General features: G+C 42.6%; 22 protein-coding genes. 20 read left to right on the forward strand and 2 right to left on the reverse strand.

The window, feature by feature from the left end; genetic code table 11:
• Positions 1-69: 69 nt before the first annotated feature.
• Entirely contained in the window at positions 70-336 is a 267-nt protein-coding gene (gene rpsT / locus G476_RS0105370; RefSeq protein WP_026689180.1) for a 30S ribosomal protein S20, read from the reverse strand.
• A gap of 165 nt (positions 337-501) precedes the next feature.
• Here rpsT and gpr point away from each other — a divergent pair, with 165 nt between their 5' ends.
• From gpr to deoC, 13 genes are all read left to right on the forward strand, one after another.
• A complete protein-coding gene (gene gpr / locus G476_RS0105375) occupies positions 502-1,629 on the forward strand; it encodes a GPR endopeptidase (RefSeq protein ID WP_026689181.1) in 1,128 nt (375 codons plus the stop codon).
• 149 nt (positions 1,630-1,778) lie between these two features.
• The gene (gene spoIIP / locus G476_RS0105380) at positions 1,779-2,954 is read left to right on the forward strand and encodes a stage II sporulation protein P (RefSeq protein ID WP_026689182.1); all 1,176 of its coding nucleotides are present in this window, start codon (positions 1,779-1,781) and stop codon (positions 2,952-2,954) included.
• Positions 2,955-2,978: 24 nt separating this feature from the next.
• Complete coding sequence (locus tag G476_RS0105385) at positions 2,979-3,359, forward strand: hypothetical protein (RefSeq protein ID WP_026689183.1); 381 nt, start codon at positions 2,979-2,981, stop codon at positions 3,357-3,359.
• A 385-nt stretch (positions 3,360-3,744) separates the two neighbouring features.
• A complete protein-coding gene (gene lepA, locus G476_RS0105390) occupies positions 3,745-5,580 on the forward strand; it encodes a translation elongation factor 4 (RefSeq protein ID WP_026689184.1) in 1,836 nt (611 codons plus the stop codon).
• Positions 5,581-5,840: 260 nt separating this feature from the next.
• Positions 5,841-6,989, forward strand: a complete 1,149-nt coding sequence (gene hemW, locus G476_RS0105395; protein WP_026689185.1) for a radical SAM family heme chaperone HemW — start codon at positions 5,841-5,843, stop codon at positions 6,987-6,989.
• A gap of 113 nt (positions 6,990-7,102) precedes the next feature.
• Positions 7,103-8,137 carry a heat-inducible transcriptional repressor HrcA gene (gene hrcA / locus G476_RS0105400; protein ID WP_026689186.1) on the forward strand — a complete coding sequence of 345 codons (1,035 nt, stop codon included), beginning with the start codon at positions 7,103-7,105 and terminating at the stop codon, positions 8,135-8,137.
• Positions 8,138-8,272: 135 nt separating this feature from the next.
• Positions 8,273-8,845 (forward strand): nucleotide exchange factor GrpE, encoded by a 573-nt coding sequence (gene grpE, locus G476_RS0105405; RefSeq protein WP_026689187.1) that lies wholly within the window; start codon positions 8,273-8,275, stop codon positions 8,843-8,845.
• A gap of 32 nt (positions 8,846-8,877) precedes the next feature.
• Positions 8,878-10,728 carry a molecular chaperone DnaK gene (gene dnaK, locus G476_RS0105410; RefSeq protein WP_026689188.1) on the forward strand — a complete coding sequence of 617 codons (1,851 nt, stop codon included), beginning with the start codon at positions 8,878-8,880 and terminating at the stop codon, positions 10,726-10,728.
• A gap of 152 nt (positions 10,729-10,880) precedes the next feature.
• A complete protein-coding gene (gene dnaJ / locus G476_RS0105415; protein ID WP_026689189.1) occupies positions 10,881-12,005 on the forward strand; it encodes a molecular chaperone DnaJ in 1,125 nt (374 codons plus the stop codon).
• A 27-nt stretch (positions 12,006-12,032) separates the two neighbouring features.
• Positions 12,033-12,968: a 50S ribosomal protein L11 methyltransferase gene (gene prmA, locus G476_RS0105420; protein WP_026689190.1), complete on the forward strand. Its 936-nt coding sequence runs from the start codon at positions 12,033-12,035 to the stop codon at positions 12,966-12,968.
• 18 nt (positions 12,969-12,986) lie between these two features.
• A complete protein-coding gene (locus G476_RS0105425; RefSeq protein ID WP_026689191.1) occupies positions 12,987-13,739 on the forward strand; it encodes a 16S rRNA (uracil(1498)-N(3))-methyltransferase in 753 nt (250 codons plus the stop codon).
• Between the two features lie 7 nt (positions 13,740-13,746).
• Positions 13,747-15,090, forward strand: a complete 1,344-nt coding sequence (gene mtaB / locus G476_RS0105430) for a tRNA (N(6)-L-threonylcarbamoyladenosine(37)-C(2))-methylthiotransferase MtaB (protein ID WP_026689192.1) — start codon at positions 13,747-13,749, stop codon at positions 15,088-15,090.
• A gap of 373 nt (positions 15,091-15,463) precedes the next feature.
• Positions 15,464-16,138: a deoxyribose-phosphate aldolase gene (deoC, locus tag G476_RS0105435; RefSeq protein ID WP_026689193.1), complete on the forward strand. Its 675-nt coding sequence runs from the start codon at positions 15,464-15,466 to the stop codon at positions 16,136-16,138.
• A gap of 79 nt (positions 16,139-16,217) precedes the next feature.
• On the opposite strand, the gene G476_RS0105440 is transcribed toward deoC, so the two are convergent.
• On the reverse strand, positions 16,218-17,156 hold the full coding sequence (locus G476_RS0105440; protein ID WP_026689194.1) for a Na/Pi symporter: 939 nt from the start codon (positions 17,154-17,156) through the stop codon (positions 16,218-16,220).
• A 158-nt stretch (positions 17,157-17,314) separates the two neighbouring features.
• Between G476_RS0105440 and rpsU the strand changes: the two genes are divergently transcribed.
• The 7 genes from rpsU (at position 17,315) to yqfD (ending at position 23,253) form a co-directional block, all read left to right on the forward strand.
• Positions 17,315-17,488 carry a 30S ribosomal protein S21 gene (gene rpsU / locus G476_RS0105445; RefSeq protein ID WP_026689195.1) on the forward strand — a complete coding sequence of 58 codons (174 nt, stop codon included), beginning with the start codon at positions 17,315-17,317 and terminating at the stop codon, positions 17,486-17,488.
• 18 nt (positions 17,489-17,506) lie between these two features.
• On the forward strand, positions 17,507-17,950 hold the full coding sequence (locus tag G476_RS0105450; RefSeq protein WP_026689196.1) for a GatB/YqeY domain-containing protein: 444 nt from the start codon (positions 17,507-17,509) through the stop codon (positions 17,948-17,950).
• Positions 17,951-18,394: 444 nt separating this feature from the next.
• Positions 18,395-19,732 (forward strand): NfeD family protein, encoded by a 1,338-nt coding sequence (locus tag G476_RS0105455; RefSeq protein ID WP_051314670.1) that lies wholly within the window; start codon positions 18,395-18,397, stop codon positions 19,730-19,732.
• A gap of 43 nt (positions 19,733-19,775) precedes the next feature.
• Positions 19,776-20,786: a flotillin-like protein FloA gene (gene floA / locus G476_RS0105460; protein ID WP_026689198.1), complete on the forward strand. Its 1,011-nt coding sequence runs from the start codon at positions 19,776-19,778 to the stop codon at positions 20,784-20,786.
• 38 nt (positions 20,787-20,824) lie between these two features.
• The gene (locus G476_RS0105465; RefSeq protein ID WP_026689199.1) at positions 20,825-21,418 is read left to right on the forward strand and encodes a hypothetical protein; all 594 of its coding nucleotides are present in this window, start codon (positions 20,825-20,827) and stop codon (positions 21,416-21,418) included.
• A 339-nt stretch (positions 21,419-21,757) separates the two neighbouring features.
• The gene (gene yqfC / locus G476_RS0105470; protein ID WP_026689200.1) at positions 21,758-22,045 is read left to right on the forward strand and encodes a sporulation protein YqfC; all 288 of its coding nucleotides are present in this window, start codon (positions 21,758-21,760) and stop codon (positions 22,043-22,045) included.
• Between the two features lie 20 nt (positions 22,046-22,065).
• Complete coding sequence (yqfD, locus tag G476_RS0105475; RefSeq protein WP_026689201.1) at positions 22,066-23,253, forward strand: sporulation protein YqfD; 1,188 nt, start codon at positions 22,066-22,068, stop codon at positions 23,251-23,253.
• Positions 23,254-23,255 lie beyond the last annotated feature (2 nt).

Consider the following 23,255-nt stretch of genomic DNA (forward strand, 5'->3'; position numbering starts at 1 on the left):
GATCCTCCGGGTTTTTAACCATACAAAAAAAGCTGTGGATCGCATCCACGGCTTTTTTGTTCGTTCCATTTACGCTTGTACACCGTTAAGTTGTCTTTGTAGACGAGACTTTTGACGGTTAGCTGCATTTTTATGGATAAGACCTTTATCAGAAGCTTTATCTAACTTTTTGGTTGCCACCAAGAATGATTTTTTTGCAGCTTCTACATCTTTAGCTTCAACTTGTTTTTCAAATGATTTTACAGATGTACGTAGATCAGATTTGAATGCAGCGTTTTGCGCACGACGCTTTTCGTTCGTTTTACCGCGCTTAATAGCAGATTTAATATTTGCCATGCCTTTCACCTCCTTGATGCAACCGTATCACGTTTTAATCGTTTTCGGTTTGTGTGCAACACTAAGGATTGTACCAAATGGTATTTTAAAAATCAACATAAGAATGAAAGGAACTCTGTTTGTTTATGCTAAACATATCCAAAAGAGTGAGTAGAGGTGGAGAAGATGAAAGAGCAAGAATTGGATTTGAGCAGATACACAGTAAGAACAGACTTAGCTATTGAGGCCCATGAAATTGTTCAAGAAGAAGATCAAGGTGGTCAACCGGATCAAGAAACAAACCATCAAATTGAGGGTGTCATTATTAAAGAACGGGAGGAACAAGGCATTTCCATTACCCGAGTTGATATTGACGAATCTGGAGCCGAGCGAATGGGCAAAAAGCCCGGAAAGTATTTAACGCTACAAGTACAGGGAATTCGCGCAAAAGATAGTGAGCTTCAAGATAAAGTGGAGGAAGTGTTTGCAAAAGAGTTCAGCCACTTTTTAGAGGAGCTTGGGATCGATCGAGATGCAAGCTGTCTAGTTGTGGGATTAGGAAACTGGAATGTCACACCTGACGCACTTGGGCCACTAGTAGTAGAGAACCTCCTCATTACTAAGCATTTATTTGAGTTGCAGCCTGAGCAGGTACAAGATGGTTTTAGACCTGTAAGTGCGATCACACCTGGGGTTATGGGGTTAACAGGAATTGAGACGAGCGATATCATTTATGGTGTAATTGAAAAATCAAAACCTGATTTTGTTATCGCAGTTGATGCCCTTGCTTCAAGATCAATTGAACGGGTGAACACAACCATCCAAATATCTGATTCAGGTATACATCCAGGGTCGGGTGTCGGTAATAAGCGAAAAGCAATTTCAAAAGAAGCGCTTGGGATCCCTGTCATTGCAGTAGGCATTCCGACAGTTGTAGATGCAGTATCTATTACAAGTGACACAATTGATTATGTGCTCAAACATTTTGGTAAGGAAATGAGAGAAAAAGACGATCCTAAGCGCTCTTTGGCTCCTGCAGGTATGTCTTTCGGTGAGAAGAGAGTTCTGACCGATGAAGATCTTCCTGGTGAAAATGAGCGCCAACAATACATGGGTATCGTTGGGACACTTGAAGAACATGAAAAACGAAAACTCATTCAAGAAGTGCTCGCGCCATTAGGGCATAACTTGATGGTCACCCCAAAAGAAGTAGATGAGTTTATCGATGATATGGGGAATGTATTGGCTCTTGGTCTAAACGCGGCTCTTCATGGAGGGGTTGATCAAGGTAACGTAGGTGCGTATACGAAATAAAGCGGGCAAAGATAAAGTTTTCACTTTTCAGGTGCCTTATATACGAATGGGCGGCCAATTTTGGTCGCCTTTTTTACATTCATGTTCTACCCCTCGCACTATCCGAATAGGGATACTGTAAGAGCTCGGACAGGAGAGGGTGGTTTCATTTGAAGAAACGTCCATACAGGCGGCCGAACTCAGCGTCGTGGAAAGGGACAAGCAGTTTAAGACAGTATTTTTTTACCTCGGTTACCGGGGTTTTATCCATTTTCATTATTACCGCTATTATTACGGCTTTTGGACCTGGTTACAGTCTCACGTCAGCATCGTTAAAGGGGTTTAGTGAGCATTTATCTGATGAGGTTCTTATCTACTTAATGGGTACTGAAAATACGTATTTCACACAAGAGTTGCCAGAGGATAGTAAACCTCCTCAAGTATCATCGTTGGTCTTTGAAATGGCTACGAGCCTTGATCCCAACGACCCGCGCAGTTTGCTTGGTAGAGAGTTGCCGGGAATTGACTTCTTTGGGGGAGAAATATTTGTAGCAGGTCAAGGGTCCGATTTTACAAACTTGCCAATGGAGTCCTCGCCTCCACCGGAAGTCATTTCGAAGGAGCGAGAAGCAGCGACAGAGCGATTGGACGAGCTTGATCAACTGAGAGAAGCGATGGCCGATTTAACAACAGGGCAAGAACCGGATAAAACAGTTCACATTATGCACTCTCACAATAGAGAATCGTTCTTGCCTGAGTTAAAAGGGGAAAACGATGCAGACGGAGCGATGCACGAATCGGTCAACATTACATTGGTGGGTGAGAGACTTGGGTTAGAGCTTAATAAAAGAGGAATCGGTACTGAAGTTGACACTTCTGATGTGTACTCAAGTCTAGGTGACAGAGGGTGGCAATACAGCAGGTCGTATGACATGTCTCGAGAGATTGTTAAAGATGCAATGGAATCAAATGAAGACCTCACCTTCTTTTTTGACCTCCACCGAGACAGTGTTCGAAGAGACGTGACCACCGTGACAATAAATGGAGAAGTGTATGCGAGAACGTTCTTCGTTATCGGAACGAGACATGATAATTACGAAAAAAACAAAGCTCTTGCAGAGGAATTGCATGCGAGAATTGAGAGTGTATATCCTGGATTAAGCCGAGGGGTATTTCCTCCGACTTCACCTGGATCGAATGGGGTATATAATCAAGATTTATCCGAAAATGCATTAATCGTGGAGTTTGGTGGCGTGGACAATACGTTGGATGAAGTGTACCGTTCAGTCGAAGCATTTGCTGAAGTGTTTTCTGAATATTACTTTGAACAAAAAGATGTTCAATGATTTTTAGTTGAGGAGGAGAAAAGAATGGGTCCGTTTTTACTTAGATGCTTTTTTATTACTACTGTATTTTTTGGAGGTTTCGTTTTTGGTATTGTTTACGTGAACCATTTGAGCGGATCATTCGGGACAGCCATGGAGCCCTCTCCTCTTCAGCTTCCTACAATAAGCAATCATGAGCCTCAAATCGTAGAGATGGAAGATGGGGATCACCTCGTTGTTTATGAGGAAGGAGACGAGGAGATCAAGGGAGACCTTGGTACGACACCGGATGTGTATAGGGAGCTAGCTGAGAAACAGAGTAGTACCAAGGAGCGAGGGTCGGTTAACCTCTTTTCAGAGGTAGGCCTTCGATTGGCTGATACATTTGAATCGATTTTTAAAGGGTTATTTGGTGGGATCGGATAGCGTTGCTCTTAAGCGGCGCTTTTGTTTTGGTTAGAGAAAGGCCAATTGGTTTGAGAGTGAGAGGTTTTTGGTGTCATCGATTATGGGGGCAGAATAATTGAGCCGTCTTCTAGTGGCGCGAGTGATATCAGAGTTTAATCACGAATAAGACGAACCAGGTATATACTCTTTTCTTAAGGCCAGTTAAAAAATGCACATATACTGCAACAGGAGAGCACTACCAAGCGGTTGCAAATTATGTTTGTGGCAGTTGTTTTTTATTGCTATAATAAACGTTAGTCTAATTATATTGTGGAGAATTGTGGCATTTAATAGCCATTTCGCATAAACCGCCACTATCGTTAGTTGGCGAGCCATCTTTGTTTATTTTAGTAGGAGTGAAAACGTGATGAATAACGAAAAACGAATCCAACGTAGAGAAAAGATCCGTAACTTCTCGATTATTGCACATATCGACCACGGGAAATCTACGCTTGCTGACCGTATTCTTGAAAAAACAAGTGCCCTTACACAACGAGAAATGAAAGATCAAATGCTGGATGCCATGGACCTTGAGCGTGAGCGTGGGATTACAATTAAATTGAATGCCGTTCAATTGCGATATAAAGCAAATGACGGTGAGGAATATATTTTTCACTTGATTGACACACCAGGTCACGTCGACTTTACATATGAGGTTTCACGAAGCCTGGCCGCTTGTGAAGGTGCTTTATTAATTGTCGATGCCGCTCAAGGGATTGAAGCTCAAACGTTGGCTAACGTTTATTTGGCACTGGACAACGATCTTGAGATTATCCCTGTAGTAAATAAAATTGATCTTCCGAGCGCTGAGCCTGATCGCGTCATGCAAGAAGTAGAAGACATTATCGGTCTACCGAAAGAGGATGCGATTATGGCTTCTGCTAAAAACGGAATTGGAATTGAAGAAATCCTTGAATCGATCGTAGATAAAGTACCAGCGCCGCCAGGAGATCCGGCTGCACCTCTACAAGCGATGATTTTTGACAGTCTATATGACCCTTACAGAGGTATCATTGTCTACATTCGTATTGTAGAAGGAACCGTCAAGCCTGGAGATAAGATTAGAATGATGGCTACGGAAAAGGAATTCGAAGTACAAGAGCTAGGTGTGTTCACGCCTAAACCAACGGTTCAAGAAGAACTTACTGTCGGAGATGTAGGTTACCTTGTTGCCTCTATCAAGAATGTAAGTGACAGCCGTGTAGGTGATACGATTACACATGCTGATCGTCCAGCTTCGGATATGCTACCGGGTTATCGTAAGCTCAATCCGATGGTATTCTGCGGATTGTATCCAGTCGATTCCAATGATTACAACGATCTTCGTGAAGCTTTAGAGAAATTGGAGTTGAACGATGCTGCCCTTCAATACGAAGCAGAGACATCACAAGCGTTAGGTTTTGGTTTCCGATGCGGTTTCCTTGGTCTTCTTCATATGGAGATCATTCAAGAGCGAATTGAGCGTGAGTTCAATATCGACTTAATTACAACAGCACCGAGTGTTATTTACAAAGTTCACACAACAGATGGTGAGCTAAAACAAATTGACAACCCATCAAAAATGCCTGATGCTCAAAAAGTCGATCACGTGGAAGAGCCTTATGTAAAAGCAGAAGTGATGGTTCCAAATGATTATGTAGGATCTGTGATGGAGCTTTGTCAAAAGAAGCGTGGTGACTACCAAGATATGAAATATCTTGATGAAAACCGAGTGGTGATCACGTATGAAATTCCACTATCTGAAATCGTTTATGATTTCTTTGATACGTTAAAATCGAGCACAAAAGGGTATGCATCCTTCGATTATGAACTGATTGGCTATAAAGAAAGCCGTCTTGTGAAAATGGATATTCTTCTTAATGGAGAACAAATTGATGCGTTAAGTGTCATTGTTCACCGCGACAGTGCCTACCAGCGTGGGAAGTCTATTGTTGAGAAGTTAAAGGAATTGATCCCAAGACAGCAGTTCGAAGTGCCAATTCAAGCAAGTATCGGTCAAAAAATTATCGCCCGTTCTACAATTAAAGCGATGCGTAAAAACGTATTGGCTAAATGTTACGGTGGGGATATTTCCCGTAAACGTAAACTTCTTGAGAAACAAAAAGAAGGTAAACGCCGTATGAAGAGTGTAGGAAACGTTGAAGTTCCTCAAGAAGCATTTATGAGTGTACTCAGCATGGACGATAGTGACAAAAAGTAAAAAAATGATAGAGGCTGGGACATGAAGAGCGTGTTTAGATGACAGTTTGAACAAATAACGACCAATGCGGTTGAAAATATAGAGGCTCCTGAGAGATAAAAAGGACCACTGAATAAAGAGGCAGAGCGAATTTTTCAGTGTCTTCGATAAAAGTCCAAGGATCTCTTCTTTTCACCGCGTAGGTTTTTGTTCAAATTCTCGTTCATCAAAACATTTTTGTCCTAGCCTCTTTACTGTAATCGCGAGGTGAAACAAACGTAATGAAGCCAAGAGCTATATATGTACATGTGCCTTTTTGTGAACAAATCTGCCATTACTGCGACTTTAATAAATTCTTTTTAAAAAACCAGCCGGTAGACGAATACTTGACTGACTGTGATACAGAGATGAAGTGGACGGTTGAAAAGTTCCCAAATGGTCCGATTAAGAGTGTTTATGTAGGTGGCGGTACACCAACATCTCTTTCCACTGCGCAACTGCGAAAGCTTTTACGTTCAATCAAACATCATTTTCAAATAAAAGACCCGGAGGCGATTGAGTTTACCGTGGAAGTAAACCCGGGGAGTGCTGATCGTGAGAAGTTGCACATGATGAGAGAAGAAGGAGCGAACAGGCTAAGTATCGGTGTTCAAACATTCGACGCTGACTTGCTACAGAAGATTGGAAGAGACCATAAACCAAACGATGTTTTAGAGACCATTGATCGAAGTCGGGAAGCGGGATTTGACAACATTTCCATTGACCTTATGTTTGGGCTTCCAGGTCAGACGATGGAGCAGTTTGAAGATACGATCCACAAAGCGTTAGCATTAAACATTGAACATGTAAGCGCCTATTCTTTAAAAGTGGAAGCAAAAACCGTGTTTTATCAACTCGCTCAAAAAGGGAAGTTGCCACTACCTTCAGAAGATGCGGAAGCAGATATGTATGAACGTTTAATCGAAAGATTAACTGAGGCAGGCTTTTCAATGTATGAAATTAGTAACTTTGCTAAGCCAGGTATGGAAAGTACCCATAACCTTACGTATTGGGAGAACGAGCAGTACTACGGAATTGGGGCAGGTGCCCATGGATATGTTGGTGGTGTAAGAACACGAAACCACGGCCCTTTACCGAAATATATGAAAGCCATTGAAGACGGAAACCTCCCATACTTGGAAGAACATCCGGTTCCGGTCAGAGAGCAAATGGAAGAAGAAATGTTTATGGGCCTTAGAAAACGGGCAGGAGTATCCATGGTTGCTTTTGAAGAGAAGTATGGACGTTCCATGTCTGAAGTGTTCGGTAAAACGGTAGAGACCCTTCAAGAAAGAGAATGGGTGATGATTGAAGATGGTCGAATCAAGCTAACGGAACGAGGACGATTTTTAGGAAATGAGGTCTTTGAACAATTCCTCCTCCAATCTTAATCTTTAATATGAAAAGTACCTGCTTTTATCTTGACAACAAGAAATGAAGTTTGGTACTTTATATTATAGATTTAGCACTCGGTCCAAGTGAGTGCTAACAGGGAGGGATGTTCATGCTCACAGAGAGACAGTTGCTTATATTGAAGGCGATTATTGACGATTATGTTTGTCATGCAGAACCGGTGGGATCCCGTAGTGTTTCCAAAAGGGAAGATATGAACTTCAGCCCTGCTACGATCCGAAATGAGATGGCAGACCTTGAAGAGCTAGGATTCCTAGAGAAACCACACAGCTCTGCAGGTAGGATCCCGTCTCAAAAAGGGTATCGATATTTCGTAGATCATATGTTGTCTCCTACGATGCTTACGAAAAACGAAGTAGCTGACATTCGTTTGATGTATGAGGAGCAGTTCGTTGAATTTGAAAAGTTGATTCAACAAAGCGCAAAAATATTGTCAAGCCTTACAAGTTACACATCGATTGTACTTGGGCCGGAGTTGTTTGAGTCTACACTCAAGCAAATACAACTTGTACCTATATCAAAAGACAGCGCCGTAGCCATTATCGTTACGGATACGGGTCACGTTGAGAACCAAACGGTAACTGTACCAGGTGGCTTTGATGTTAGGGAAATCGAGAAAATTGTGAACATCTTAAATGATAAACTTCAAGGTGTGCCCCTCATTCATTTGAGGCATAAACTCTCCACCGAAATTAGAAAGGTCCTAAGTAAATACGTCGATCAGTACGATCAAACAATGGAGATGCTCAATCAGATGTTTCGTCAATCTCATAACGAAAAAGTGTTTTATGCAGGGAAGACGAACATTTTGACACAGCCTGAGTTTAATGATGTGAATCGGGTAAGGGACCTGTTCAATATTTTTGAAGAAGATCAATTAATTTCAAAGCATTTTCGTTCCGAGCAACATGGAATGAAGATTAAAATAGGTGAAGAAAATGAGTTTGCACCGTTCGATGACTGTTCGATCATCACAGCTACGTATTCGATTGACGGCAAACATCTTGGTACCGTAGGAGTTCTAGGACCTACAAGAATGGAGTACCAGCGGGTCGTTGGTGTTCTTGACTTCTTTTCCAAAGATTTGACAAAGGTCCTTACAAAACGGTATCAAAACAACAATTAACGGAAATATTGACAAATGTATGAATCGGTATTATTCTCGCATATTGGGTAGAAGCATGTCTCTTTCACCGGCAGGCTGTTGGTGAGGGAGGCTGTTCCATGGATAAATGTTTATTTTACTTAGGAGGTGAACGATGTGGAACAAGAAAAGAAAACGAACACGATGGAAGAAGAAGTAGAACAAGTAAAAGAAAGTGATCAACCAGAAGAAGTTGAGGTTGAGGAAACTGAAGCAGAACTTGTAGACGAAGAGACTGAGGTTAATCAAGTCAAAGCACTTGAAGCCAAAGTTGAAGAACTTAACCAGCGTCTCGTTCGTAATCAAGCTGATTATGATAACTTCCGCCGCCGCACCCGAAAAGAAAAAGAGGCGGATGCTAAATATAGAGCGCAGTCCCTCGCTGAAAAGCTCATCCCTGCTCTTGATAACTTTGAAAGAGCAATGATGGTTCAAGTAGATTCAGAAGATGGTAAGAGCCTACTTCAAGGAATGGAAATGGTTTATCGCCAAATGAAAGAAGCGCTTGAATCTGAAGGGATTACTGCAATTGAAACAGTAGGGGCTCCATTTGATCCTCATTACCATCAAGCTGTAGCTCAAGCAGAGTCTGATGAGTATGATTCAAATGTGGTTGTTGAGGAAATGCAAAAGGGCTATATGCTAAAAGACCGTGTCATTAGACCAGCAATGGTTAAAGTAAACGCGTAGGACTACATACGTTTAAAATAGGAGGAATAACAATGAGTAAAGTAATTGGTATTGACTTAGGTACAACAAACTCTTGTGTTGCTGTAATGGAAGGTGGAGAAGCTACCGTAATCCCGAACGCTGAGGGTAGCCGTACAACCCCATCTGTTGTTTCATTTAAAGACGGTGAGCGTCAAACAGGTGAAGTAGCAAAGCGTCAAATGATTACGAACCCGAACACGATCGTTTCCATTAAGCGTCACATGGGAACGGACTATAAAGTAGAAGCGGAAGGAAAAGAGTATTCTCCACAAGAGATCTCTGCAATTATCCTTCAAAAGCTTAAGGAAGACGCTGAAGCTTACCTAGGTGAAAAAGTAACGAAAGCGGTTATTACTGTTCCTGCTTACTTTAACGACTCCCAGCGTCAAGCTACAAAAGATGCGGGTAAAATTGCAGGACTTGAAGTAGAGCGTATTGTAAACGAGCCAACAGCAGCGGCACTTGCTTACGGTTTTGAAAAGGAAGAAGATCAAACGATCCTTGTATATGACCTTGGTGGCGGAACGTTCGACGTTTCCATCCTTGAACTAGGTGATGGATTCTTCGAAGTACGCGCGACATCAGGAGATAACAAGCTTGGTGGAGATGACTTCGACCAAGTCATTATTGATTATTTAGTTGATGAATTCAAAAAAGAAAACGGCATTGATTTGGCAAAAGATAAAATGGCACTTCAACGCCTTAAAGATGCAGCTGAAAAAGCGAAGAAAGATCTTTCCGGTGTTTCTCAAACACAAATCTCTCTTCCATTCATCACAGCTGATGCATCAGGTCCTAAACACTTAGAACTTACTCTATCTCGCGCGAAGTTTGAAGATATGAGTGCAGACCTAGTAGAAAGAACAATGGGACCTACTCGTCAAGCTATGAATGACGCTGGTCTATCACCAAATGAAATTGACAAAATTGTTCTTGTAGGTGGATCTACTCGTATCCCAGCTGTTCAAGAAGCAATCAAAAAAGTAACTGGAAAAGACCCTCACAAAGGGGTTAACCCTGATGAAGTTGTAGCCCTTGGTGCTGCAGTTCAAGCAGGTGTATTAACAGGAGACGTAAAAGACGTTGTCCTTCTTGACGTAACTCCACTATCTCTAGGAATTGAAACGATGGGTGGCGTATTTACGAAGCTGATCGACCGAAACACTACAATTCCAACAAGTAAATCTCAAACGTTCTCCACAGCTGCTGATAACCAGCCATCTGTAGACATCCACGTTCTTCAAGGTGAGCGTGAAATGGCTGCAAACAACAAAACACTAGGTCGTTTCCAGCTTAACGATATCCCACCAGCACCACGTGGCGTTCCACAAATCGAAGTATCTTTTGATATTGATGCGAACGGTATCGTAAATGTCCGTGCGAAAGACCTTGGAACAAACAAAGAGCAGTCCATCACAATTACGTCTTCTTCTGGCCTCGATGAAAATGAAATTGAGCGTATGGTAAAAGAAGCGGAAGAAAATGCTGAAGCAGACAAGAAGCGTCGTGAAGAAGTAGATCTACGTAACGAAGCGGATCAGCTTGTCTTTACTACAGACAAAACGATCAAAGAGCTTGGTGATAGCGTAGAACAAGAAGATAAGGACAAAGCGGAAGCTGCAAAAGAAAAAGTACAAGAAGCTCTAAAAGGCGACGACATCGAAGCAATCCGTTCTGCAAAAGACGAGTTGCAGGAAATTGTTCAACAGCTTTCCACAAAGATGTATGAGCAAGCAGCACAACAAGCTCAGGCACAGCAGGAAGCTGAAGGCCAAGATGGTGCTGAAGGTTCAAAGCAAGACGACGACAACGTTGTTGATGCTGAATACGAAGAAGTGAACAACGAAGATAACAAGCAGTAATGTCAATCGCGTGTTGAAACGAAGTCAAAGTCAAGGGCTCCTTGGCTTTGACTTTTTACACGTATGGGGTATTTTGACCTGAAGCGTATTGCAGGAATACCCTAGTGAGTGTTAAGATAATCGTTATGGATTAGCAGTCGGGAGTGGATACGATGAGCAAAAAAGACTTTTATGATGTACTCGGTGTTTCTCAAGATGCATCTGATGCAGATATAAAAAAGGCGTACCGGAAGCTTGCACGTCAATATCATCCGGACGTTAACAAAGAAGCAAACGCTGAGGATAAGTTCAAAGAAGTTAAAGAAGCGTATGACACATTAAGTGACTCTCAAAAACGTGCTCACTATGATCGATTTGGTCATACTGATCCGAATCAATTCGGAGGCGGTGGAGCCGGTGCCGGTGACTTTGGCGGTTTTGGTGACATCTTTGACATGTTCTTTGGTGGTGGAGGCAGACGTGACCCGAATGCACCTCGTCAAGGATCGGATCTTCAGTACACGATGACGTTGGAATTCAAAGAAGCCGTCTTCGGAAAAGAGATGGACATTGAGATCCCTCGAGAAGAAACGTGTGAGACGTGTCACGGGTCAGGTGCCAAACCCGGAACGAAACCGGAAACGTGTAAGCACTGTGGTGGCGCAGGGCAACTTAATGTTGAGCAAAACACACCGTTCGGTCGTGTTGTTAATCGCCGTGTGTGTAACCAATGTAGCGGTACAGGTCAAATGATTAAAGACAAGTGTCGAACATGTGGTGGGCAAGGAAAAGTGAAGAAGCGCAAGAAAATTCACATTAAAATCCCAGCAGGTGTCGATACAGGTCAACAAATCCGTGTTGCTGGTCAAGGAGAGCCTGGAGTGAACGGGGGGCCTGCCGGTGACTTGTTCGTCGTGTTCAACGTAAGGCCTCATGAATTCTTCAAACGTGATGGCGATGATCTTTATTGTGAAATGCCGTTAACGTTTGTTCAAGCAGCATTAGGAGACGAAATTGAAGTGCCGACACTCAAAGGGAAAGTAAAGCTTAAAATCCCTGCAGGTACTCAAACCGGAACGGACTTCCGTCTAAAAGGGAAAGGTGTTCCAAACGTTCGAGGAGCCGGTCAAGGAGACCAGCATATTCGCGTTCGCGTCATTACACCTAAAAACTTGAACGACAGTCAAAAAGACATTCTTCGTCAATTTGCGGAAGAGAGCGGAACAGAAGTACCTGATGAACAAAACGATAACTTCTTTGCAAAAGCAAAGCGGGCATTTAAAAATTTTGGCGAGTAAATCATCCTTTGGGGAGCTGGTAGAAAAATGAAATGGTCTGAAATTAGTATTCATACAACACAAGAAGCGGTGGAGCCTGTTAGTAACATTATGCACGAAGCAGGAGCCAGTGGCGTTGTTTTGGAAGACCCGGGTGATCTTACTCGGGAGTGGGATACAACTTATGGTGAGGTCTACCAGCTTTCCCCTGATGATTACCCGACTGAAGGTGTCATTCTTAAAGCTTATTTACCTGTTAACAGCTTTCTTGGAGAAACAGTTGATGAGATTAAAGAGGCAATTAACAACCTTGTCGTTCATGATATAGACTTGGGTCAAAATACCGTGACCGTGAGTGAAGTGAACGAGGCAGAATGGGCGACAGCTTGGAAAAAGTATTATAAGCCAGTCAAAGTGTCCAATAAAATCACGATCACCCCTACATGGGAAGAGTATGAAAGAGTTTCTGATGATGAACTCATCATTGAACTCGATCCAGGTATGGCGTTTGGCACAGGCACACACCCAACAACGGTTTTGTGTATTCAAGCTTTGGAAAAATACATGAACGAAGGGGACCGTGTTCTGGATGTTGGAACAGGATCCGGTGTCCTTAGTATCGCTTGTGCTAAGTTAGGTGCAAAGGAAGTTTTGGCTTTGGACTTGGATGAAGTTGCGGTTAATTCCGCGCGAATCAATACGAAGTTGAATAAAGTTCAAGATGTGGTCACCGTCAAACAAGGTAACTTACTGGAGGGCGTTCAAGAAAAGCCTGAGTTAATTGTAGCTAACATTTTAGCGGAAGTGATCGTTCGTATGACCGATGACGCATTTGAACAGCTACAACCAGGGGGCACATTAATTACTTCTGGAATCATTAAGGGTAAAAAAGAACTAGTCAAAGACAGCTTGATTAATAGTGGATTTACCATTTCAGAAACAATTGAGATGGAAGATTGGCTATCCATTGTAGCTAAAAAGTAAAGATAAAAGGTGATGACTGTGCAACGGTATTTTTTGGAGGATACGCAATTCGATGACAACTATGTTATTATAGCGGGTGATGACGCAAAGCACATCCAAAAAGTCATGAGAATGAATGAGGGTGACAACGTGATCTGCTGTAACCAGTCAGGTGATTGTTTTTTGTCTGCGATTGAAGAGATGACCCTAACCGAGGTTCGGGCATCGATTCAACAGATAGAAGAGCGATCAAGTGAAATGCCGGTGCACGTTACCATCGCCTGTGGTTTAACAAAAGCTGACAAGCTTGAATGGGTCATTCAAAAAGGGACCGAGATGGGGGCCTTTTCCTATATCCCCTTTGAAGCAGATCGTTCAGTTGTTAAACTAGACCCCAAAAAAGCAGTCAAGAAACAGGACCGTTGGAACAAGATTGCCAAAGAAGCAGCAGAGCAATCCCACCGTCAGCGTATTCCTTTCGTTTATAAACCGGAGAGTTTTAAACAGTTGACTTCACGGATTGAGGCGTTTGACCACGTTTTGGTTGCTTATGAAGAAGAAGCCAGAAACGATGAGAAAAGCCGCTTGGTTGACACTCTTGCAAAGGTGGAAGAAAAAGATACGATTCTTCTTATTGTAGGTCCGGAAGGCGGTTTTTCTGATCGGGAAATCGAAGGGTTTATTCAAGCCGGGGCCCATCCCTGTGCTTTGGGTCCGCGCATTTTAAGAGCCGAAACAGCACCTTTGTATGCTCTATCGGCCATTTCTTATCATATTGAATTATTGAGGTGAAGATTCCATGCCTTCAGTAGCTTTTCATACATTAGGCTGTAAAGTAAACCATTATGAAACAGAGGCCATCTGGCAATTATTCAAGTCGGAAGGTTACGAGAAAACAGATTTTGACCAAACGTCGGATGTTTACGTGATTAACACATGTACCGTTACAAATACCGGAGATAAAAAAAGCCGTCAAGTGATTCGACGAGCGATTCGAAAAAATCCTGAAGCGGTTATCTGTGTAACTGGATGTTACGCTCAAACATCTCCTGCTGAAATTATGGCGATTCCAGGAGTTGATATTGTAGTCGGGACGCAAGACCGCCACAAAATGATTCCTTACATTGAACAATTCCGCGAAGAACGGGAGCCTATTAACGGTGTTGGAAACATTATGAAAACCCGTGTATACGAAGAATTGGATGTTCCTGCGTTTACGGACCGCACCCGTGCTTCATTGAAGATCCAAGAAGGGTGTAATAACTTTTGTACTTTTTGTATTATTCCGTGGGCGAGAGGACTTCTTCGCTCAAGAAAACCCGAGGATGTGCTATCACAAGCCCGTCAGCTAGTTGACGCTGGGTATAAAGAGATCGTCCTCACAGGAATTCATACTGGCGGGTACGGTGAAGACTTCAAAGATTACAGCCTTGCAGACTTGCTCCTTGAACTTGAAAAAGTGGAAGGGTTAAAGCGTATTCGTATCTCCTCAATTGAAGCGAGCCAAATTACGGATCGTGTAATTGAAGTTATCGATCAATCGGAAAAGATTGTAAGGCATCTTCATGTTCCTCTTCAATCTGGTTCAGATACGGTACTTAAACGAATGCGAAGAAAATATACAAACGAGTTTTTTGCAGAGCGTGTGGGAAGACTTCACAAAGCTCTTCCAGGGCTTGCGGTTACTACCGATGTAATCGTTGGCTTCCCTGGTGAAACCGATGAAGAATATCAAGAAACGTATGATTTCATTCGTGACTTGAAATTCTCGGAACTCCACGTGTTTCCTTACTCCAAACGTACAGGAACACCGGCTGCTCGTATGGAAGACCAAGTAGATGATAACGTGAAAAACGATCGTGTTCATCGCTTGATCGAACTTTCCAATCAACTTGCAAAAGAATATGCTTCCACATTTGAAGATGATGTTCTTGAAATGATTCCGGAAGAAAAAGCGAGTGAAGGAGACCTTCTTGTTGGATATACGGACAACTACATGAAGGTAAAGGTAGAAGGATCAGAAGACTTAATTGGTGAGATTGTAAAAGTTAAAATTACCAAAGCAGGCTACCCGTATAACGAAGGTCAATTCGTACGTGTTGTTAAAGACGATGCGAAAACAGCCATCGTAGCAGGCGACTGATTGTTATAATAAGTATGGGATAAAAGCAACGTAAAAAGGGTTCTGATCATCTAGAATGATTAGAGCCCTTTTGTTATATGGTCTTTTCTCATTGACGCAGCTAACTCCTATAATCAATTCCTGTGGAGATTTGCAAGCACCACTATGGAAAGCGAAGGCCCGTATGCTTCAATCACAATTCTGGTGATGAAGGTAATAATGAAAAAGCAACAATCTATACCAAAACAGCCATAATAAAAAAAGTATGGTTATGTTTCTTTGAGGAAGCATAAGTTTTAGACTCTCGTCAAAAAATAATAAACATGCTATGATTATGTTTGGACAGATGAGTGGTACGTACATCTATTACATATTGAAAGAGAGTGTGAATAACATGACACAAAACCTTGCTCAATTAATCGACCATACGTTGCTTAAGCCAGAAGCGACAAAAGACCAGATTGTTAAACTTGCTGAAGAGGCAAAGGAATATACTTTCGCAAGTGTATGTGTAAACCCAACCTACGTTCAAACTGCTTATGAAGTATTAAAAGACACGCCTGATGTAAAAGTTTGTACAGTTATCGGATTCCCTCTTGGTGCATCCACACCGGAAACGAAAGCGTTTGAAACAAAAGACGCAATTGAAAAAGGTGCGACTGAAATTGATATGGTAATAAATGTAGGCGCTCTTAAAAGTGATGACCTTGACCTTGTAAAAAGGGATGTACAAGCAGTTGTAGATGCTGCAAAAGGAAAAGCTCTTACAAAAGTTATCATTGAAACAGCTCTTTTGACTGACGAGGAAAAGGTTAAAGCATGTGAGATTTCTGTTGAGGCAGGTGCGGATTTTGTAAAGACTTCCACTGGCTTTTCAACAGGTGGAGCGACAGTTGAAGACATTGCTTTAATGAGAAAAACGGTTGGCCCGGATGTTGGTGTAAAAGCTTCTGGTGGCGTTCGTGATACTCAAACTACACTTGCCATGGTTGAAGCAGGAGCAACTCGTATCGGAGCGAGTGCAGGAATTGCAATTGTAAAAGGTGAAAAATCTGATTCAGACTATTAATATATATAAGATCCCGGTACCAAAAAAAGGTGCCGGGATCTTTTTTTACTGTTTCAAAAGCAGGGGCATAAAAAGCATGTCACACTCTCATATCTTTTACTCTGTGCACCCAAAGTAGAAAGCGGGCGAACCGGTCCGTAAATGGCAAAATAACAGCGGATGAAAGAATGTTGAATACCGTAGCGGCATGTGCGAGTTGCATAGCAGGTGAATCAGCCGTGAGTTTGATTACATCAGAAAAGATATGAATGAAAGGGAAGAATAATAAAACGCCCAAAACATTAATCCAAATATGTGCATATGCTGTTAACCGAGATTCTACGCTTCCCCCGATACTTGCAAGCCACGCTGTTACACACGTTCCAATGTTGGCTCCAAGCATAATGGCAATGCCAGTCGGTAGTGACAAAATGCTTTCATTCATAAAAGACATGGTTATAGCAGAAACAGCCGAACTCGATTGGATAATCCCACTCATGACCACACCAATGATGAGTGCTACTGTTCCCTTTTCATCTGTACTCATCAACCAGTCATGTACAGACGTGAGTGAGGTGAGTGGGTACGCGAGAGTTTCAAAACCATGCATCGCCACAAAGATACTTCCCAGCCCGAAAGTAAAACATCCAATACAAAAGAAAGCGTGATTTCTTGTCATTAATAATGGTAAGCCGATTACAAGCAGAGGAATGACCAACCAGCTAATATCTAGTGCGACAATTTCAAGGGTTAGACATGTCCCTATATTGGCCCCAAGCATGATCCCGATGGAATGCCTAAAAGAAATGACGCGAGTAGCTACTAGTCCCACGGTCATGACCATGACAGCTGAACTGCTTTGAAGCAGTCCTGTTACAAGGGCGCCGATAACGAGTCCTTTATAAGGTCTATCAATAAAGCGTAATAGTAAATCTGTCATCCTCCTCCTCTGCAGGTTAAACAGACCTTGTCTCATGACAGTCATTCCGAATAGAAATAAAGCGATATATATGGCAAACAAAGAGAATAATTCTTTCATGGACAACACCTCACCTTATGTTTATGGTCAAATAAGACAACCATGACAAGGAATTAATGAACGATAAAAGTTGACCCGAGCAAATGATTCGTTTATAATCATGAAAGACATGCAATTCAAGTGTGTCTTGATTGGTTGTTTGGAGGGAGGGAAACAGAATGGCAGAAACAAAAGTACGTAAAAATGAATCTATCGATGCTGCCCTTCGTCGCTTCAAAAGAACGATGTCTAAAGAGGGTACATTAGCAGAGGTTCGTAAACGTAAACACTATGAAAAACCGAGCATCAAGAAAAAGAAGAAATCAGAAGCAGCTCGCAAGCGTAAGTTCTAAGGAGAGGGTGTTTTTTTCTTGGATCTTCAAAAGCAATTGAATGAAGACATGAAGCAAGCGATGAAGAATAGAGAGAAGCAACGTCTCGTGGTCATTCGTTCCGTAAAGTCCGCTTTACAAAACGAACAGATCAAACAGGGGAAAGAACTTACTGAAGATGAAGCACTCACCGTTCTGGGTCGTGAGATGAAACAACGAAAAGAATCCCTCCAAGAATTTGAAAAAGCCAATCGTGATGATTTGGTTGCGAAAATGCAGGCAGAAATGGATGTACTTGTGGCCTATTTACCCAAACAACTTTCCGATGAGGAACTTCAATCCATTGTTGATGAGACAATTGAAGAAGTAGGAGCCTCTACGAAAGCTGACATGGGTAAAGTTATGGGAGCCATCATGCCAAAAGTCAAAGGAAAAGCCGACGGCAATCAAGTAAACCGACTCGTGCTGAAATCCTTGTCATAATAAAACAAGCAAGAGGATGCGCTGAACGAAGCCATCCTCTTTTTGTATTCACTTAACCATCTTCTGCCTCCTCGTGGTCTTTCTTGAACACTGTTTTGGGAAGGGGGGAGGAAATGTTGAAGTCGAAGGGCCCGTATGCTTCAACCGGAAATTGAATGATAAAGAAAATAATGAAAAAGAAACAATCTATACGAAACCAACCTTTCTAAAAAGGTGAATTAGTAAATAGTAGTTTTAACATGGAAGTTCCTACATAGATCTGCAAAAGGCAAATGGATGATGGATGAAATGGAAATGATAAGCACAAAAGGAGAATCGGTTTCGCTTTTAGGTTAAAATGATTAGTAAAAGTATGAAACCTTTTTATCCTACACTTCGTATACACAAGTAACGTCGCTTTTATATGAAGGATGCCAATTACATAAGAAAGGGGGAATGGACTTTATGGTAGCTAAGGCTTTTAGGATGTCGTTGTACTCAGTATGTTTACTTACAGGACTCCTGCTTCTTTTGTTCCCACCTCCAGTCCAAAGTGACGGTGAAGGAAAGCTCGTTTACTATATTCCGGTAGAGCAAACAGTAGAAAGAGGACTACTTGCTTTTATGGAAAGATCCTTTGAAGCAGCAGCGGAAGAAGGAGCCGACCATATCGTACTGGAAGTTGATACTCCGGGAGGGTTTGTGGATGCTGCTGGTCGAATTGCAAACCTTATGAATAACACGGATATTCCGATAACCGCATTTGTTGTCAACGAAGCATTAAGTGCAGGTGCTTATATTTCGTTAATTGCCGATAATATTGTGATGATGCCGGGTACTGATATGGGTTCTGCGGCTGTGGTTGATGGAGCCGGTAATGCTGCTGAAGATAAGTCACAATCGGTGTGGCTTGCAAGGATGCAAGATGCAGCTGAAAAAAATGGTCGCGATCCGATCTATGCATTAGCCATGGCCGACCGTAGTATCGACCTTGAAGAGTATAGAGTGGATGGAGAGAGCCTTCTTACCTTTAATGCCAATGAAGCGTTAGAGGCGGGCTATGCTGAAGCGATTGCGAGCAATCGCGAGGAATTACTCGAGTTTCTCGGAATGGAAAATGCCATTGAACGAGAAATGGAAGTAAGTTTTGCAGAACAAATTGCCCGTTTTGTGACTCACCCGATTGTGGTTCCGATTTTACTGTCGATCGGAAGCTTAGGGCTTGTTCTTGAGCTCTACTCACCTGGATTTGGTATCCCTGGTCTAATGGGGATAAGTGCTTTGCTCCTTTATTTCTTCGGTCATACGGTAGCCGGGTTTGCAGGATGGGAAACCTATATTTTGTTTGGTATAGGAATTGTACTCGTCGTGATCGAGATCATAGTTCCGGGGTTTGGCATCTTCGGGATTTTGGGGATAGGGGCCATCATATCGAGTCTTGTGCTTGGATCGTATAGTACGATGAACGTGATGGTGTCTATCCTTATTGCAGGAGTAGTAACCTTGGTTGCAATTACTTTATTATTTAAATATGCCGGATTCCGAGGACCGATGAAAAAAGTGATTTTGTTTGATTCAACTAAGAGTGAAGAAGGCTATGTGTCAAATGAAACAAGAAAAGAACTAGTGGGAACATTAGGCGAAGCGTTAACCGTCTTAAGACCTTCAGGAACAGCGCTCGTGAATGATGAACGACTTGACGTGGTTTCTGAAGGAGGCTATATTGAACAAGGAAGGAAAGTAAAGGTAGTCCGAACGGCAGGTTCAAGGATTGTTGTACGGGAAGTAATGGACAACGAGTAATTGGGTAGCTATTGGATTATGAAAAATCGAGGAGGATGAACACATGGCAACAGATCAATTAATGATCCTGATTGGATTAGGAGCAATTGTAATTTTCTTTGTGGTACTATTCACATTTGTACCTGTTATGCTCTGGATTTCTGCATGGGCAGCCGGCGTTAAGCTTGGCATTTGGCAACTAGTAGGGATGAGGCTTCGTCGAGTTATTCCCCACCGCGTTGTTAACCCGTTGATTAAGGCTGTAAAAGCAGGACTAGACTTAAACACGAACAAACTTGAAGGGCACTATCTTGCAGGTGGTAACGTAGACCGTGTTGTTAATGCGCTTATTGCTGCACAGCGTGCAAATATCGAGCTTAGCTTCGAACGTGCTGCGGCGATTGACCTTGCAGGACGTGACGTGCTTGAAGCCGTTCAAATGAGTGTTAACCCTAAAGTTATTGAAACACCATTCATTGCTGGTGTAGCGATGGACGGAATTGAAGTAAAAGCGAAAGCACGTATTACGGTACGTGCAAACATCGACCGCCTTGTCGGTGGTGCCGGTGAAGATACCGTTATTGCCCGTGTAGGTGAAGGGATTGTATCGACGATCGGTTCTTCTGAAAGTCACAAAAAAGTACTTGAGAACCCGGATTTGATTTCTCAAACTGTCCTTAAAAAAGGATTGGATTCCGGTACGGCATTTGAAATTCTCTCGATTGATATTGCTGATATTGACATCGGTAAAAACATCGGTGCCGGTCTTCAAACGGACCAAGCGGAAGCGGACAAGAAGATTGCTCAAGCGAAAGCGGAAGAGCGTCGTGCGATGGCCGTTGCAAAAGAACAAGAGATGAAGGCCCGCGTAGAAGAAATGCGCGCGAAAGTGGTAGAAGCAGAAGCAGAAGTACCACTTGCTATGTCAGAAGCACTCCGTTCCGGAAACCTCGGCGTTATGGATTACATGAACTTCAACAACGTTAAAGCCGATACGGATATGAGAGATTCAATCGGTAAGGCTACGGATGATGGAGAAGAGGGCGACCAGACAAAACGACCAACAGATCGCTAATGGTCTCTGTACCGCTTTCATGAAGGGAGCGCTGAATAATGGAAGGGTTAATTAATTTGCTGCTCAACAACCCTCTGTTGTTATTGTTTGCGATCTTTGGTCTGATCAGTCTCTTTGGAGGAGCAGGAGCTGCTAAGAAAGGTGATCAAAACCAAAGGCAACGACCGCAACAAAGACAACAGGGCGGTCAGCCGGCAAAAGAAGAACGAGATATCGATTGGAAGCAAATCTTTGGCGTTGAAGAGGAAGAACAGTATGATCGGAAACAGCCTCGAGCGGAGTCAGACACATACAAAGCTCCGAGGTCGTTGGGAGAATCGGAACCTAAGCCCGATCAATATGCTGCCGACCAACAAGGTCGAAGAGAGCTTGCTCAAACCAACGATGACCTTAATGATCGATATGAAGAAATGAAACGAAGAAAGCAAGAAGCAAAACGGAGATCAAGTAAGATCGATGATGAATCTCCAATTTTCCAAAAAGACATCACTCGTAAAGAGAAAGTTGAATTGGATTTTAGTTCCATATCAAGAGAAGATGCAGTCAAAGGTGTGGTTTGGTCAGAGATTCTCGGACCGCCACGATCACGTAACCCGAGAAGGCAAAATAGTTATGGGAGAAGGCGAGGATAATTCCTCGTCTTTTTTTTGTGCTTGTGCGGTTTTAGAGCATGTGAGAGTGAAACCGTTAATAACCGGATTGAAACCGTTAAATCTATGTGGCAAGCCGTCAATCTCACTACCGAACCGGTAAATGACGTACGTATAGCCGTTAATACCTGCCCCGAATCCGGTAATCGCCATAACCCTCCTCTCAAATTGGCAGAAAGTCACCACAAGGGTTTCCAATAGCTGATCCCGATTCATACCAAGACCTATTCTCATTCCCATTAGAAGACCTTATCGGGAAAATTCGTAAAACGTGTGATACCTTCCTGTTTATTTACATAGATATGAGAGGAAAGGGGGTTCATCATGAAAAAGATGAGACGATGGGTCAAACAGTGGATGACAGAGAGAATGGAATTGCCTGCTGATGTCATGATGGACCTTCCTCGGATTACAATGGTCGGGCACCTTCACATTTACATAGAGAATCATCGAGGGGTTTTGCGCTTCTCCCGAGAGGAGATGCGACTTCGCCTTGATGACGGACAGCTGCTCATTCGAGGAGAAGGCTTTGTCATAAAAACAATCTTACCGGAAGAAATCCTTTTGGAAGGAAAGATCTTAAGCGTTCAATACGTGTTTGAAACTTAGACAGGCAGGTGAACGGGTAAATGAAAAACATGTGGGTCAATACATTCTCCGGTTATGTTCGCATAAAGGTAGTGGGAACATATCCTGAGTTATTTATTAATCGTTGCACCGAGAAGAGGTTAATGATTTGGGATATTAGACAAGCAGAGGATAAATCGTATCTTTGTTCTGTTCTCCTCGATGATGTGAAACGTTTGAGAAAAGTCGCTCGGGAATCAGGTTGTAAAATTCGTTTTATTGAGCGTAAGGGGGCGCCATTTTTACTTAAAAAGATGATCACACGAACGGGGTTTGTGACTGGGGCAGCCTTGTTTATTGCAATGCTGTTTATATTAGCCAACATGGTTTGGAATATTGAGATCGACGGTGCTTCTCCTGCTATGGAGCATGAGATTAGACAAAAAGTGGACGAACTAGGTATTCAAAAAGGGAAGTTACAATTCAGGCTTCCACCCCCTGAAGTAATTCAAGAACAAATCAGTGATAAAATTCCGGATGCCACATGGATTGGTGTAACCATTCGTGGTACAACGTATCATTTTCAAGTAGTTGAAAAGGAGCTAGCGGAAAAAGAGCCCCCAGAGGCCCCAGGACACCTGGTAGCAACCCGGAAGGCGATCATTCATCATATGTTCGTTGAACAGGGTAGCGCTGTTGTTGAAGCCAATCAAGTCGTTCAAAAAGGGGACTTGCTTGTAACTGGACTGATCGGTAAAGAAGGAAAAGAACAGAGAGTGACGGCCAAGGGAGAAGTGTACGGGGAAGTCTGGTATAAAGCAACCGTGGAAGTACCTCTAGAGCAAGACTTTCAAGTGGTTACCGGAGAGGCTCATACGCGCCATTCCGTAAAAATTGGTAGTTGGGACATTCCGTTATGGGGGTTTGGCGATCATGAGTTCCAACATGCCAAACAAGAAGAGTATGAACGCCCCTTTTCACCATTTAACTACTCACTGCCAATATCATATAAACGGATTATGAATAGGGAGACTGAAAGCATGGAACAGATCTATTCCTATCAAGAAGCCCTTACTGTGGCGAAAGAAAAATCCCGAGCCGAAATATTGGAACGGTTTAGTGATAAGGCCGAAATAATGGGAGAAAAAGTTTTGCACGAAGAAGAACGGAATGGTAAAGTTAAGGTAACCATACACTATCGAGTAATCGATAATATATCCAGAAAACAACCGATCATTCAAGGAGATTGAGA

The organism is Alteribacter aurantiacus DSM 18675, assembly GCF_000429705.1.
Taxonomy (GTDB): domain Bacteria; phylum Bacillota; class Bacilli; order Bacillales; family Salisediminibacteriaceae; genus Alteribacter; species Alteribacter aurantiacus.